At 71.3% G+C, this 14,090-nt stretch carries 11 protein-coding genes; 3 read left to right on the top strand and 8 right to left on the bottom strand.

What is annotated here, in order from left to right; translation table 11 throughout:
- Positions 1–34: 34 nt before the first annotated feature.
- The 3 genes from MBA17_RS13960 to MBA17_RS13950 are packed head-to-tail and all read right to left on the bottom strand — an operon-like array spanning position 35 to position 2,506.
- Entirely contained in the window at positions 35–730 is a 696-nt protein-coding gene (locus MBA17_RS13960; RefSeq protein ID WP_238496856.1) for an ABC transporter permease, read from the bottom strand.
- Positions 703–1,377 carry an ABC transporter permease gene (locus MBA17_RS13955; RefSeq protein ID WP_238496855.1) on the bottom strand — a complete coding sequence of 225 codons (675 nt, stop codon included), beginning with the start codon at positions 1,375–1,377 and terminating at the stop codon, positions 703–705. The genes MBA17_RS13960 and MBA17_RS13955 overlap by 28 nt, the downstream gene beginning before the upstream one ends.
- On the bottom strand, positions 1,370–2,506 hold the full coding sequence (locus tag MBA17_RS13950) for an ABC transporter ATP-binding protein (RefSeq protein WP_238496854.1): 1,137 nt from the start codon (positions 2,504–2,506) through the stop codon (positions 1,370–1,372). Before MBA17_RS13950 ends, MBA17_RS13955 begins: the two co-directional genes overlap by 8 nt.
- 322 nt (positions 2,507–2,828) lie before the next feature.
- Between MBA17_RS13950 and MBA17_RS13945 the strand changes: the two genes are divergently transcribed.
- From MBA17_RS13945 to MBA17_RS13935, 3 genes are all read left to right on the top strand, one after another.
- A complete protein-coding gene (locus MBA17_RS13945) occupies positions 2,829–4,376 on the top strand; it encodes a hypothetical protein (protein ID WP_238496853.1) in 1,548 nt (515 codons plus the stop codon).
- A gap of 77 nt (positions 4,377–4,453) precedes the next feature.
- Positions 4,454–7,699, top strand: a complete 3,246-nt coding sequence (locus tag MBA17_RS13940; RefSeq protein ID WP_238496852.1) for an AfsR/SARP family transcriptional regulator — start codon at positions 4,454–4,456, stop codon at positions 7,697–7,699.
- A 209-nt stretch (positions 7,700–7,908) separates the two neighbouring features.
- Positions 7,909–9,078: an FAD-dependent monooxygenase gene (locus MBA17_RS13935; RefSeq protein ID WP_238496851.1), complete on the top strand. Its 1,170-nt coding sequence runs from the start codon at positions 7,909–7,911 to the stop codon at positions 9,076–9,078.
- 50 nt (positions 9,079–9,128) lie between these two features.
- On the opposite strand, the gene MBA17_RS13930 is transcribed toward MBA17_RS13935, so the two are convergent.
- The 5 genes from MBA17_RS13930 to MBA17_RS13910 all read right to left on the bottom strand — a co-directional run bounded on the left by MBA17_RS13930 (position 9,129) and on the right by MBA17_RS13910 (position 13,942).
- Positions 9,129–10,289, bottom strand: coding sequence for a lipid-transfer protein (locus MBA17_RS13930; protein ID WP_238497166.1), 1,161 nt, complete (start codon positions 10,287–10,289; stop codon positions 9,129–9,131).
- A complete protein-coding gene (locus MBA17_RS13925; RefSeq protein ID WP_238496850.1) occupies positions 10,289–10,705 on the bottom strand; it encodes a MaoC/PaaZ C-terminal domain-containing protein in 417 nt (138 codons plus the stop codon). The genes MBA17_RS13930 and MBA17_RS13925 overlap by 1 nt, the downstream gene beginning before the upstream one ends.
- On the bottom strand, positions 10,705–11,649 hold the full coding sequence (locus tag MBA17_RS13920; RefSeq protein ID WP_238496849.1) for a bifunctional MaoC family dehydratase N-terminal/OB-fold nucleic acid binding domain-containing protein: 945 nt from the start codon (positions 11,647–11,649) through the stop codon (positions 10,705–10,707). Before MBA17_RS13920 ends, MBA17_RS13925 begins: the two co-directional genes overlap by 1 nt.
- Positions 11,650–11,714: 65 nt before the next feature.
- Positions 11,715–12,869, bottom strand: coding sequence for an acyl-CoA dehydrogenase family protein (locus tag MBA17_RS13915; protein WP_238496848.1), 1,155 nt, complete (start codon positions 12,867–12,869; stop codon positions 11,715–11,717).
- Positions 12,869–13,942 carry an acyl-CoA dehydrogenase family protein gene (locus MBA17_RS13910; RefSeq protein WP_238496847.1) on the bottom strand — a complete coding sequence of 358 codons (1,074 nt, stop codon included), beginning with the start codon at positions 13,940–13,942 and terminating at the stop codon, positions 12,869–12,871. The genes MBA17_RS13915 and MBA17_RS13910 overlap by 1 nt, the downstream gene beginning before the upstream one ends.
- Positions 13,943–14,090: the final 148 nt, after the last annotated feature.

The raw sequence follows: 14,090 nt of genomic DNA, 5'->3' as shown, positions 1-14,090 counted from the left end.
GCTTTCCCTTCTTCCTTAGGGGGTAATGCATAGATTAGCGAACCTTCAAGCGCTGGCTGACTCCCGGCGAGACCGACAGACGGTGGGCCAGCGCGAACACCGCCTGCATCGCGAGCGCGAATGCGGCGACCAGCACGGATCCCCCGACCACGCTGGGGAAGTCCTTGGTCGCCAGGCCGTCGATGATGTAGCGGCCGAGACCGCCGAGGCTGACGTATGACGCGACGGTCGCGGTCGCCACGATCTGGATCGCGGCGAGCCGCAACCCCAGCAGGATCAATGGCAGAGCGACGGGCACGAGCACACGTAGGAGAACCTGGTTACCCCTCAGTCCCATTCCGTAAGCCGCGTCACGCAGATCGTGATCCACGCCACGGATGCCCTCGTAGGTGTTGACCAGGATGGGCGGGATCGCGAGCAGGACCAGCGGGATCAGCACCGGCAGCACCGTGCTCGTGCCCAGCAGCAACACGATCAGAACGAGCAGGCCGAGCGTGGGAAGCGCGCGGGCGAGGTTGGCCGAGACCACCACGATCAGCGCGCCCCTGCCGGTGTGCCCGATCAGCAGGCCGAGCGGCACCGCGATCAGCGCCGCGACCACCAGCGCGGCCAGCGTGAACTCCAGGTGCTCAAGCAGCCGGATCGGGATCCCGTTGGAGCCCGACCAGTTGGCGGGGTCGGCGAAGAAGTCGATCAGCCAGTTCACGTGCTCCGCCTCGCCTTCGCCCACGGGGTCAGGACCCGTTGCAGGAAGATCAGCAATCCGTCGGCGATGAGCGCCATCGCGATGATCAACACGATGCCCACGATCGCCGGGGTCAGGAAGTCACGTTTGAAGGCATCGGTGAACAGGTTCCCCAGTCCGCCCTGGCCGATCAGGGCGCCCACGCTGACCAGGCTGATGCTGGAGACCGCGACGACCCGGAGCCCGGCGAGCACCACGGGGACGGCCAGCGCCAGTTCGATCTGCAACAGCCGGCGCAACGGATTGAAGCCCATCGCCACCGCCGACTGCCGTACGTGGTCGGGGACGGCGGTTATGCCGTCGACGACCGCGGGCACGAGCACGGCCACGGCGTAGACGCCCAGCGGAATGATCACCGTGGCCCGCTCCAGCCCGGTCACCGGGAGCAGGAACATGAAGACGGGCAGCGACGGCAGCGCGTAGATCACGTTCATCACGCCCGACGTCGGCTGGTAGAGCCACCGCCACCGCACGCAGGCGATCCCCATCGGCAACGCGATGACCAGTCCCAGGACGATCGCCAGGCTCGCCATGATCACATGGTCGACGAGCAGGGACATGATGCTGCCCGCCCGGCCGGTGTCCCAGTTGCGCCCGATCCAGTCCCAGCGGATCAGCGGTTGATCATCCATCGGCGGCGTCCTTCGGATCGAAGGTCGCCGACGCGGCCAGCGCCATCGCCTCGTCCAGGGACTCCCTGGTGGCGACCCCGGCGACCCGGCCGTCGCCGTCGACCGCGATCGCGCACCCGGAGGGCGAGAGCAGGGCCGCGTCGAGCGCGGTGCGCAGCGAGTCCTTGCCGCGTACGAAGGTTCCGTGCGACAGCAGCCGAACGTCGCGCAGGGTGCCCGCCGCCGGCAGGTCGGCGGCCGCGACCCAGCCGATCGGCCGGTTCTCCTCGTCGACCACGGCCAGCCAGGGCGACTCGACGGCGGCTGCCGTGGCGGCGACCGCCGTGACCTCGTCGGCGACGGGGACCGTCAGGTCGGACCTGAGCCGCAGCCCGCTGTCGTCGATGAACGACAGCCGCCGGATGCCCCGGTCCTGCCCGAGGAACTCACGGACGAAGTCGTCAGCCGGGTCGCTCAGCAGCGTCGCGGGCTCCGCGTACTGGGCGAGTTTGCCGCCGACGCGCAGCACCGCCACCCGGTCGCCCAAGGTGATCGCCTCGTCGATGTCGTGGGTGACGAACACGATGGTCTTGTTCAGCTCGGACTGCAGGCGCAGCAACTCCTCTTGGAGGCTGGTCCTGACGACCGGGTCGACGGCGCTGAAGGGCTCGTCCATCAGCAGCACCGGAGGGTCGGCGGCGAGCGCTCGGGCCACGCCGACCCGCTGCTGCTGGCCGCCGGAGAGCTGGAACGGGTATCTGGAGGCCATCTCGGGACGGAGGCCGACCCGTTCGAGCAGCTCCATCGCCCGGTCGCGGGCCTTCTTCCTGTTCCAGCCGAGCAGGAAGGGCACGGTGGCGATGTTGTCGACGATCGTGCGGTGCGGGAAGAGACCCGCCTGCTGGATGACGTATCCGATGCCGCGCCGCAGCGTGGGCGGGTCGATCGTGCGCACGTCGACGCCGTCGAGCAGGATCTGCCCCTCCGACGCGTCGATCATGCGGTTGATCATCCGGAGCGATGTGGTCTTGCCGCAGCCGGAGGGGCCCACAAGGACCGTTATCTCCCCAGTGGCCATCTCCAGCTGGAGATGATCTACCGCGACGGTTCCATCGCCATAGCGTTTGGTGACACCGTCAAATGTGATCACGTGCGTCCTCGTGGTTCTCGGCGGCGGCTGACGTGACCCCCCAGTCACGGCCGCCTCATGATCTGCCCCGAACACCCTATGGGGATCGCTCCTCATCTGTCGTCCCGCCTTGTGCCCCCTTGTCCCCGCTTGTCAAGATCCAAATCGCTGACGGCGGCCCAATTTGATGGTGATTTCTATCAAATAGGCGTCCAGAGATGCGAAGGGCCGCCATGACTTGACATGATTACTCCATGTTGCCGGGTAGATCCCCGGCCGCACGCTTCTGTCGCCCCACGGCACCGCACGTTCCGCGTCCGCCCGACCGCAGAGGAAACGGCTCGTGACTCACCCGCTCACCGATCGTTCCAGGAGCGAACTGATCACCGAGCTCTACGACCGTCACGCCACCGGGTTGTTCGCCTACTGTCACGATCAGCTCGGCGACGCGGGTGCCGCCGCCGACGCGCTGATTTCCCTGCTGACCGGCGTCCCGGCCGTTCCGCCGCCGCGTGCCGGGCTCTACGCGCTGGCACGCCGCGAGATCTACCGGCGCGACATCGTCTACTGCCCGCCGCTCGTCGATCCGGCCGCCGACCCCGCCACCGCACTCGTCGAACGGGTGCTTCGTGAGCTGCGGGCGCACCAGCGCGAGGTGCTGCTGCTCTCCGTCGTCTGCGGGCTGACGATCGACGAACTGGCCTGGGTCCTCGACGTGGCCGCCGACACCGCCGCCGAGCTGGTCGTCAGCGCCGATCACCACTTCACCCAGACGCTCTCCCTGGCCCTCACCGGAACCGGCCCCGTGCCCGGCCACCTCACCGACGTGTACGGCGCGCTCGCCGTGGCCCCGAGCAGGGACGTGCTGGCCCGGCTGCCCTGGCGCCCGCCCCCCGCCCTGCTCCGGGCGCAGGTGTTCGGCGCACTCGGCGTCCTTCCCCGTGCGGCCCGCGCCAAGACGTCCGCGCTGCCGGTCAAACCGCTGTGGCCGACCACGCCCGCCTGGCCGGTCCCCCTCGGCGACACCGACGACGTGACCAACGCCGGGGTCTACGAGGTGGGCGTCGCCCCGCCGCCACCCGGCCGGGTCTCCCCCCACGAGGCGACCACCGAACCGATGCCGAGGCTGCACGGAGCCCCGCTCTTCCGGGCTCCCGCCTCCGCCCCGGTGCCCGCCGACATGCTCGCCCCCAACCTGCTCGACCCGCTTCCGCCGGCCCGGCGGCCGGGCATGTCCCGCCACCGCCCCATGACGGAGCCGGCGGACCTCCTCGACCCGCTCCCACCGTCCCGCCGCCCCACGTCGCAGCCGGCGGATCTCCCCGACTCGCTCCCGCCGTCTCGCCGCCCCACCTCGGAGCCGGCGGACCTGCTCGACCCGCTCCCGCCGTCCCGTCGGCCGGACACGCTCGACCCGCTCCCGCGGGTGTCCCGTCAGGTGCCGGCCGACGTGCTGGACAACTTCCCGCTGCCCCGGCACGTGCCCGCCGATGTGCTCGACGGCCCTGTGGAGAACCTGTTCCAGCCACCGCCCCGGCCGCCCAGGCCGGCCCGGGCACCCGAGCCCGTCTACCTGATGCCGCTGCCCACCGAGGAGGACGTGGAGGCGGCGGGTGAGACGACCGACGTGTTCGACGTCCCGATCCTGGACCCGGAGCCCGAGGCCGAGCCCGTCAAGCCCAAGCCCGTCGAGGCCGAAGGAGAGGATCTCGACGCCGCCAAGGCCCCCGCTCCCCTCAGATACCGGGCCCCGGAACGCGGGCACAGCCGCAAATACCGCAGAGTGCGCGAACACCACCATGATTGGGCCTGGGAAGTGATCGGCTTCGTGATCTGCCTGGCCCTCGCCCTGATCGTCTTCTTCGCTGTACCGACGATCGTCACCCCCTGAGCAGGAGGCGGCCCTCGCTGCGGGGGGCCGTCTCCTCCCGGATGACGCCTTCCCCGGAACCCGCGACAATCGATGACGTGCGGTTCGACATCCTGGGGCCACTGGAAGTCCGGACCGCCGACGGCGAGCCGGTTCCCGTCGGCGGCCGTCTGACGCGATCGCTCCTCGTGCTGTTGCTGCTGGAGGCGGGCCGGACGGTCAGCGTGCACCGCCTGGTCGACGTGCAGTACGGCGAGCGGCCCCCGGCGGGCGCCGCCAACGCGCTGCAGGCCCAGGTGTCCCGGCTCCGCCGCAGGCTTCCCGCCGGTCTGGTCGAGTTCCACGGTGCGGGATACCGGCTCGCGATCGACCCCGACGACGTCGACGCGCACCGTTTCGAACGGCTCGCCGCCGAGGGCCGGCGGCTGCTGGCCGCCGGTCACCACGCGCCCGCCGGAGCCCTGCTCGGCGAGGCGGTGACCCTGTGGCGCGGGCCCGCGCTGACGGACCTGACCGACACGCCGTACGCGCGGGCGGAGCTGGAGCGCCTGGAGGAACTGCGGCTGACCGCCACCGAAGACCACATCGAGACCAAACTGGCCTCGGCCGAGCTGGCCCTGCCGGGTGAGAGCGTGGTGCCGGTGCTGCGGCGTCTGGTGGCCGCCAATCCGATGCGGGAACGGCTTCACGGCCAGCTCATGCGGGCTCTGCACGCTGAGGGTAGGCAGGCCGAGGCGCTGGAGGTGTTCGCCGGCATCCGCCGGTTGCTCGCCGGGGAACTCGGCGCCGACCCGTCGCCCGAACTGTCGGCGATCCACCTCGCGCTACTGCGCGGCGAACGCCCCGCCCACAGCCGCTCGGTACGGCCCGACCCGGCAAGGCCGGCGCCGCCCGACCCGGCGACACGCCCTGGCCGGACGGCGCTGTCCGGCCTCGCGGCACAGCTGACCAGCTTCGTGGGCCGCGAGTCCGAGCTGGCGCGGATCGGATCGGGCGAAACCGCGCGGCTGCTCACGATCACCGGGCCAGGCGGGACCGGGAAGACGCGGCTGGCCGTCGAGGCCGCCGGTCGCCAGGAGCGCGAGGTGTGCTTCGCCGAGCTTTCGCCGCTCGACGCCGGTGAGCAGGTTCCGCAGGCCGTACTGAGTGCGCTGGGGTTGCGGGAGACGGGCCTTCAGGTGCTCGCCGCGCGTGGGCCCGCACCCGCCGACCGGCTCGTCACGGCGCTCGCCGAGCGGGAGACGCTGCTCATCCTGGACAACTGCGAGCATGTGGTGGACGCGGCGGCGGCGCTGGCCCGTCGCCTGCTCGACTCCTGCCCGGGGCTCGTCATCCTGGCCACCAGCCGCGAGCCGCTCGGCATCACCGGGGAAACGCTCGTCCGGTTGCCGCCGCTGGAGGTCCCGCCGCCGGATCTCCCGCCGGAGGCGGCGCTCACCTATCCCGCCGTACGGCTGTTCGCCGATCGGGCCTCAGCCGTACGCCACGGGTTCGCGGTGGAGGCCGGCAATCTGGCCGCGGTGGTCGGGATCTGCGCCGCGCTCGACGGGGTGCCGCTGGCCATCGAGCTGGCGGCCGCACGGCTGCGGTCGTTCACCGTGGCGGAGATCGCGCGGCGGCTGCCGGAGGGCGGGCGGTTCAGGCTGCTGTCGCGGGGCGACCGGACGGCGGCGGCGCGGCACCAGACGCTGCACGCGGTGGTGGAGTGGAGCTGGGAGCTGCTGACACCGCCCGAGCAGGTGCTGGCCAGGCGGTTCGCGGTGTTCTCCGGGGGCGCGACCCTGGAGGCCGTCGAGCGGGTCTGCGGCCTGGGCGGGCCGTCCGACGCGATCGCCGGGCTGCTGGCCGACCTGGTGGACAAGTCCCTGGTCGAGACCGACGGCGACCGCTACCGCATGCTGACCACCATCCGGCTGTTCTGCGACGAACGCCTCGCCCGCGCGGGGGAGGCGGAACGGGCGCGCGCCGCACACGCCGCGTACTTCCTCGACCTGGCCGAGCGTGCCGCCCCTCAGCTGCACGGGGCCGAGCAACTCCACTGGCTGGGCCGGCTGTCCGCCGAACACAGCAATCTGCGGGCCGCGCTGCGCTGGAGCGTGACGGACGCGCCCGTGACGGCGCTTCGGCTGATCGCGGAGCTGGCGGCCTACTGGTGGCTGGGGGGACGGCGCACCCAGGTCGTTCCCGTGGCCACGCGGCTGCTGGAGGTGATCGACGCCGCGCCGGCGGGCTGGGTGGCGGCGGAAGGGGAGGAGATCGACACCGCGCCGGCGGGCTGGGTGGCGGCGGCGGGGCTGGAGGAGGAGTACGTCCTGTGCGTGCTGCATGCCGTACCGAATGTGCCGCCGGAGCATTGGCGGCGGGCCGAAACGATCGTGCGGTCGCTGGATCGGCCGATGCGGAACCCGTTCGCCACGGCGCTGTGGGGGATGACCGCGGGGCCGGACGACCGCGCACCGCGGATCGGGGCCGATCCGTGGAGCCGGGCACTCGCCGGGCTGGGGTCCGCGTTGCTGAAGCTGTTCGGCGGCGAGGTGGCCGCGGCCGAGCGGGAGTTTGAGACGGTGCTGCGGAGCTTCCGCTCGCTGGGCGAGCGCTGGGGAACCGCCCAGGCGCTCGACTGGCTGGCGGAGATCGCGAGCTGGCGGGGGGACGGGGAACGGTCGGCGGACCTGTGGCGCGAGGCGCTGGACCTGCTCGGACGGCTCGGCGCCACCGAGGAGATGGTGGACATGCTGTGTCGCCAGGCGCGGGGGCTCGTTCGCACGGGCGCGCTCGGTGCGGCCGCCGCCGGCTACCGCCGCGGAGCGGAGTTCGCCCGCCGGGCCGGAATCCCGGGCACGCCCGTGGAGGTGGAGCTGGGTCTGGCCGAGATCGCCCGGCTGAACGGCGACTTCCCCGAGGCCCACCGCCGGCTGGCGACCGTGCCGTACGACGACGAGACCGGCCCGTTCGGCGCGCGGACCCTCTCGTTGCAGGCGCTCACCGCGCGGGGACGGCTGGCCGAGGCGGAAGGCGACGTCGAGGAGGCGGGCCGGTGGCACCGCCGGGCGCTCGTCGCCGCGCGGCGGACCACCCTGCTGCTGGAACTGGCCGAGGTCGCCGAGGGTCAGGCCGGAGGCGCACTGCTGGACGGCGCGGCGGAGCGTGCCGCGGCGCTGCTCGGGCTGGGCATGGCGCTGCGCGGGACGTCGGTGACCGGCGACCCCGATGTCGCCCGGGTGGCCGCGGGCGTCCGGGACCTCATCGGCGGAGAGGCGTTCGCGGCGGCCCACTCACGAGGCGCGGCGATGACACGCGACCAGGCCCTGACGTTCCTCGGCCACTCAACGCCCGCACACTGACACCCCCTGGGGCACTCAACGCCCGCGCACCGACACCCACCAGGCGCTCAACGTCCTGGCGCTGACGTCCACCGGGCACTCAACGCCCACGCACTGACATCCGGTACTCAACGCCTGCGGCCTGACATCCACCGGGCGCCTCGACGGTATGGGGCGCCCGTCAGCGGGATGTCGGTGAACGGTCAGCGGGCACGGTCAGGCTGCTGAGCATGAAGAACAACAGCATCCTCGTCTCCGGCGCGAGCATCGCCGGCCCCGCACTCGCGTACTGGCTGGCAAGGTACGGCTTCCAGGTCACCGTCCTGGAGAAGGCGCCGGCGCCCCGCCCCGGCGGCCAGGCCGTCGACTTCAAGGGCGACACCCACCTGACCGTGCTGGAGCGGATGGGCATCCTGGAAGACGTACGGCGGCGGCAGACCGGCGGGACCGACCAGGTCATCGTCGACGCGAACGGCAGACGGCTGACGACGATGCCCGGCGAGTTCACCGGCGGCGACCTTGAGATCCTCCGCGGCGACCTCTCCCGGGTGCTGTACGAGCGGACCTCCGGCACCTGTGAGTACGTCTTCGGCGACTCCCTCACGTCGATGACCGAGACCGCGGACGGCGTGCACGTCACCTTCGAGCGGGCCGCGCCGCGTTCCTTCGACCTGGTGGTGGGCGCGGACGGGATCCATTCGAACGTGCGCCGCCTGGCCTTCGGGCCGGAGTCCGGTTTCGTCCGTCATCTCGGCTACTACTACGCGCTCGCGGACCTCGGCGGCGCCGACTTCGGGCCCGTCCCGATGATGTACAACGAGCCGGGCAGGCTCGTGACCGTCGGCGGCAACAAGGCTCCCGCGTTCTTCGTCTTCGCCTCCGGGGAACTGGACTACGACCGCTACGACGTCCGGGCGCAGAAGCGGATCGTGGCCGACGCCTTCGCGGGCATGGGCTGGCGGACGCCCGACGTGATCGACGCGATACGGTCGGGCGGCGACCTGTATCTCGACTCGATCAGCCGGGTCACGATCGACCGCTGTTCCGGCGGCCGGGTGGCGCTCCTCGGCGACGCCGCGTACGGCCACACGCTGGGTGGATTCGGCAGCGGCCAGGCCATCGTGGGCGCGTACGTGCTGGCGGGTGAGCTGGCGGCGGCCGACGGCGATCACCGGGTGGCGTTCGCGCGGTACGAGGAGCTGATCCGCGGCTACGCCAAGGTCCCCGGTCGCGGTCGCGGCGGTGCGGGCCCCTTCCTCGCTCCGGCGACCCGGGCCAGGATCCGCATGCGGAACTGGATCTTCAAGTTCGGCTTCCTGCTGGGACTGATGCAGAAACTGGGTGACAAGTACGCCACCGACATCGAGCTCAGGGACTATCCCGCGCTCACCCGTGGCTGACCGGCCCGTCAGTCGATGCGACCGGCCCGTCAGTCGATGCGACCGGCCCGTCAGCCGGTGAGGATCAGGCCGCTCGTCGGCACGCCGGTGCCCGCGGTGACCAGCACGTTCCGGGTGCCGGGCACCTGGTTGACCGCGGTGCCCCGGATCTGGCGCACGCCCTCCGCGATGCCGTTCATGCCGTGGATGTACGCCTCGCCGAGCTGGCCGCCGTGCGGGTTGACGGGCAGCCGGCCGTCGATCTCGATGCCGCCGTCGGCGACGAAGTCGCGAGCCTCGCCGCGCCCGCAGAACCCGAGTTCCTCCAGCTGCGAAAGCACGAACGGGGTGAAATGGTCATAGAGGATCGCTGTCTGGATGTCCGCCGGCGACATCCCCGACTGTTCCCAGAGCTTGCGGCCGACGACTGACATCTCCGGCAGACCGGTCATGTCATCGCGGTAGTAGCTGGTCATCATCATCTGCTCGGCGCCTGCCCCCTGCGCGGCGGCGGCGACCACCACGGGCACGCGGCGCAGGTCACGGGCCCGTTCCACGGACGTCACGACCAGGGCCACCGCCCCGTCGCTCTCCTGGCAGCAGTCGAGCAGGTGCAGCGGTTCGACGATCCACTTCGACGCCTGGTGTTCCGCCAGCGTGATCGGGCGCTCGTAGAACCAGGCCGCCGGGTTGGTCGCGGCATGCCGGCGCATCGCCACGGCCACCCGCCCGAAGTCCTCGGACCTGGCCCCGTAGGCGTGCATGTACCGCCGGGCGAACATGGCGACCCAGGCCGCCGGGGTCATCAGCCCGTACGGCACGTGCCAGCTCATCTCCATCCCCTGCGAGGACGGCTCGCCGCCGAGCCGTGCGTCCGGCTGCCCGAACCGCCGCCCCGAGCGCTCGTTGAACGCCCGGTAGCACACGACCGTCGAGGCCGCCCCCGTGGCCACGGCCATCGCGGCCTGGAGCACGGTCGCACAGGCCGCGCCGCCGCCGTAGTGGACCCGGGAGAAGAACGACAACTCGCCGATGCCGGTCTCGCGGGCGACGGAGATCTCCTGATTGGTGTCCTGGGTGTAGGTGACCATGCCGTCCACCTCCGAGGGCGCCAGCCCGGCGTCGTCGAGCGCCTTGAACACCGCCTCCGCGGCGAGTTGCAGCTCGGAACGCCCCGACCGCTTCGAGAACTCCGTCGCTCCGATCCCGACGAGAGCCGCGCGGGACCCGATCACCCGAACTCCACCGGGATGGCGAAGCGGACCGTGCCCACGACGTGGTCGCCGAGGCTGACCCTGCCGCGGACCTCCACGGTGAACTCGCCCGCCCGTTCGGACAGCACGCTCCCCGTGAAGGTCATCGTGTCGCCCGCGTAGCCGGGGACGCCCAGTTTGACGTTGATCCCTCGGATCAGGACCTCCGGCCCGGCCCAGTCGGTCACATACCGTTCCACCAGGCCCATCGTGGTCAGGATGTTGAGGAAGATGTCCGTCGACCCCTGGGCGCGGGCCCGGTCCACGTCGTGGTGGACCGGAGTGAAGTCCATGGTCGACAGGGCGGTGGAGACGATCATCGTCGGGGTGAGCTCCACCGACAGTTCGGGGAGCGTCGTACCGACGGCGAGCTGGTCTTCGGAGACGGTCCGCATCACGACCCCCCGGGAGCCCACATCGGCAGGGTCAGCTCATCGTCCATCTGGACGAACCTCACACGCACCGGCATACCGATACTCACTTCCTCAGTCAGGCAGTTCACCACGTTGCCCACGATCCGCACCCCTTCCGGCAGTTGCACCACAGCGACCACAAAAGGCGTTTCAAGCCCCGGAACGGGTGGATTGTGGTGAACAATGAAGCTGAACACTTCGCCCTCACCACAGGCGACCACATGGGTGCGCGCCACCGACCGGCACTTGGGGCAGAGTGGCCCCGGAGGATGCCGGAGCTCGCCACAGTCGGCGCACCGCTGGATGCGGAGCTCGCCCTTGCGCACACCTTCCCAGAAGAACTCGGTGTCCCTGTTGACCGCCGGCCTCAGCGGATACGGCTGGGAACTCCCAGACTGGGGTTTCCTCTCCCTGGGGCGAAACTTCAGCACCCGGAACAGCATCTCGGCGACCGGTTCGCCCGATGAGTACCAGCTCACGTTCCAGGTGACGAAGTAACCTTCGCCGAGCGCGGTCTGCTTCGGCCCGGTGAACCCGGTCATCCTGGTGGCCGGTTCGAGCCGTTCGCCCAGCCGCAGGTAACGGTGGTAGGTCTGCTCGCAGTTGGTCGCCACCACACCCGTGTAGCCCGAGCCGTCGAGGGCGGCGAGCACGTCGTCCACCGGCGTGCCGCCCTTTTCGTCCCGGCCCCGGCCCGGCATCGTCCACACCTGGGCCATCGCCGGCGGCGCGACGATCTCCCCGTGCACACTGCCCCGGGCGTACTCCTCGTCGGTGTAGACCGGGTTCGCGTCGCCCATCGCCGTGGTCCAGTGGCGGATCATCGGCAGGTTCACCGGATCGGCGGCGGGCGTGCCGCGCACCTCTCCGACGGCGATCTGGCGTTCGGCGAGCTGGTGGACGGTCTCCTGGGTGACGGCGGTCATGCGGCTCCTCCGGGCGGTCAGCGAGGCGGGCGGGGAAGCTGGAGCATGCGGCTCCTCCGGGGCGGTCAGCGGGGCGGGCGGGGAAGCTGGAGGCCGAGCATGGCGATCAGCTCGCGCTGCACCTCGTTGACGCCGCCGCCGAAGGTGAGCACGATCGCGCCCTTCACCCCCCGGTCGAGACGTCCGATGAAGTCGGCGGTCTCCGGGTCGGCGGGGTCGCCGTACCGGGCGAGCACGTCGCCGACGATCCGGCCGATCTCCTGAACGCGCTCCGACCCGTAGACCTTCGTCGCGGAGGCGTCGGGGGCGCCCAGCCAGCCGAGGTCCATGTTCGCCGCGACCTGCCAGTTGAGCAGTTCGTTGGTGCGGAAGAAGGCGCGGACGCGGGCGAGCGCGCGCCGTACGTCCGGCTGTTCGATCAGGCCGGTCGTCCGTGCCCAGTAGGCGAAACGGTCGTAGGTGTGGCCGATGTTGCCGGCCGGGCCCAGGGTGACGCGTTCGTGGTTGAGCTGGTTGACGATCAGGTCCCAGCCCTTGTTCTCCTCGCCGACCAGCATGTCGACCGGGACGCGGACATCGGCGTAGTAGGTCGTGTTCGTGTGGTGCCGGCCGTCCATCGTGACGATCGGGGTCCAGGAGAAGCCGGGGTCGGCGGTGTCGGCGATCACCATGGAGATGCCGCGGTGCTTCTTGGCGGCCGGGTCGGTGCGGACGGCGAGCCAGATGTGCTGGGCGTAGTGGGCGCCGCTGGTGAAGATCTTCTGGCCGTTGACGACGTAGTGGTCGCCGTCGCGGACGGCGCTCGTGCGCAGCGCCGCCAGGTCGGTGCCCGCCTCCGGCTCGCTGTAGCCGATCGCGAAGTGGCACTCCCCGGCGAGGATGCGCGGCAGGAAGTGCTCCTTCTGCCGGGCCGTGCCGTACTGCATCAGGGTCGGGCCGACGGTCTGCACCGTGATGATCGGGTACGGCACCTCGGCGCGGGCGATCTCGTTGGCGAAGATCTGCTGCTCCAGCGGGCCGAAACCGCCTCCGCCGTACTCCTTCGGCCAGCCCAGCCCGAGTTTGCCGGCCTGGCCGAGCCGTCGGCAGTGCTCCATGTAGGCGTGCCCGAACGGGTCTTCCGCGATCTTCCTGCGGTCCTCGGCGGTGAGGCAGCCCTGGAAGTACTCGCGCAGTTCGTCGCGCAGCAGCTTCTGCTCCGCGGTGAGGTCGATCAGCATCAGACGTGCGCTCCGATCAGGTCGAGCTGGGCCTGCGCGCCGCCCAGGAGGTGGGCGAGGTGCTTGCCCCAGGCGAAGTAGCGGTGCAGCGGGTAGGTCACGTCCAGGCCGAGGCCGCCGTGCAGGTGCTGGCAGGTGTGCAGGGCGGTGAGCGCCGACTCGGCCACCTGCAGCGCGGCTATGGCCAGGTCCTCCTCGGCGGGCAGGCCCGCGGCCAGCCGCCACACACCCGACCACATCGCCACGTCCAGCGCCCGGCCGGCGATGTAGACGTCGGCGATCTGCATCGTGACGGCCTGGAACTCGGCCAGCGCCCGGTCGAACTGCCTGCGCGTCCTGATGTACCCGGTGGTGAGCTCCAGCGCGCCGGCCAGCACTCCCGACGCGGTCGCGGTGATCCCGGCGAGCGCCAGCCCGCGCAGCCCGGCCACCGCGTCCGCCCCGCCGGCCCACTCCCCCCGCGTCCCGTCCAGCACCACGGTGCCCACCGGTTCACGGCCCGCTCCCGGCTCCTCCCGTACGGCTGCCGCCCCCTGGGCGACCAGGAACAGGGCGGGGCCGTCGGGAGTGCGGGCGGGAACCAGGATCCGTTCCGCCTGGGCCGCGTAGGACACCATCGTCTTGCGCCCGTCGATCAGCCAGGAGCCGCCGTCGCGCCGGGCGACGGTCTGGAGACCGGCCACCAGGTCCGCGCCGGGTTCCCTGAGCGCGACGGTCAGCGCGGCCTCGCCCTGTGCCAGCGGTGCGAGCGCCGCCCGCTGCTCCCGCGTGCCGTACCGGGTGACGGCCTGAGCGGCGATGAGGCTGTGCAGGGCCGGCACCGGCGCGACGTGCGCGCCCACCTCCCGCAGGAGCACGGCCATCGCCACCGGCCCGAGCCCCGCGCCGCCCGCCTCCTCGGGGAGGCACGCCCCGATCAGCCCCGCCCTGCCCATCGCCGCCCAGACCCGCCGGTCGTACGGCTCGCCGCGTTCCTCGTGCTCCTCGATCCGCGCCTGCGCGGCCTCCTTGGCCAGCACCTCCACGGCGAGTTTGCGTAGATCCGTCTGGGTTTCGTCGAGTTTGAAGTCCACTACCGCTCCAGGGTGTTTCCAGCAGCGAGAAGGCGGGGCGCCGAACAGAAGGCTACCTAACGATTGCTTGGCGCACCTTGACTGAGAAACTAGAACAGAGTCTATTCCGTGTCCAGTGGCCGCCCACCTGACAAGTCGTGACATGTGA

The sequence above is a fragment of the Dolomitihabitans soli genome (assembly GCF_022213955.1).
Taxonomy (GTDB): Bacteria; Actinomycetota; Actinomycetes; order Streptosporangiales; family Streptosporangiaceae; genus Streptosporangium_A; species Streptosporangium_A soli.
This window is presented reverse-complemented; position numbering and strand designations above follow the sequence as displayed.

Excerpts from the sequence above, each read along its gene's own strand:
- MBA17_RS13915 (WP_238496848.1), bottom strand. The coding sequence starts at position 12,869 with ATGCTGATCGACCTCACCGCGGAGCAGAAGCTGCTGCGCGACGAACTG.
- MBA17_RS13935 (WP_238496851.1), top strand. The coding sequence starts at position 7,909 with ATGAAGAACAACAGCATCCTCGTCTCCGGCGCGAGCATCGCCGGCCCC.
- MBA17_RS13925 (WP_238496850.1), bottom strand. The coding sequence starts at position 10,705 with ATGCGGACCGTCTCCGAAGACCAGCTCGCCGTCGGTACGACGCTCCCC.
- MBA17_RS13955 (WP_238496855.1), bottom strand. The coding sequence starts at position 1,377 with ATGGATGATCAACCGCTGATCCGCTGGGACTGGATCGGGCGCAACTGG.
- MBA17_RS13920 (WP_238496849.1), bottom strand. The coding sequence starts at position 11,649 with ATGACCGCCGTCACCCAGGAGACCGTCCACCAGCTCGCCGAACGCCAG.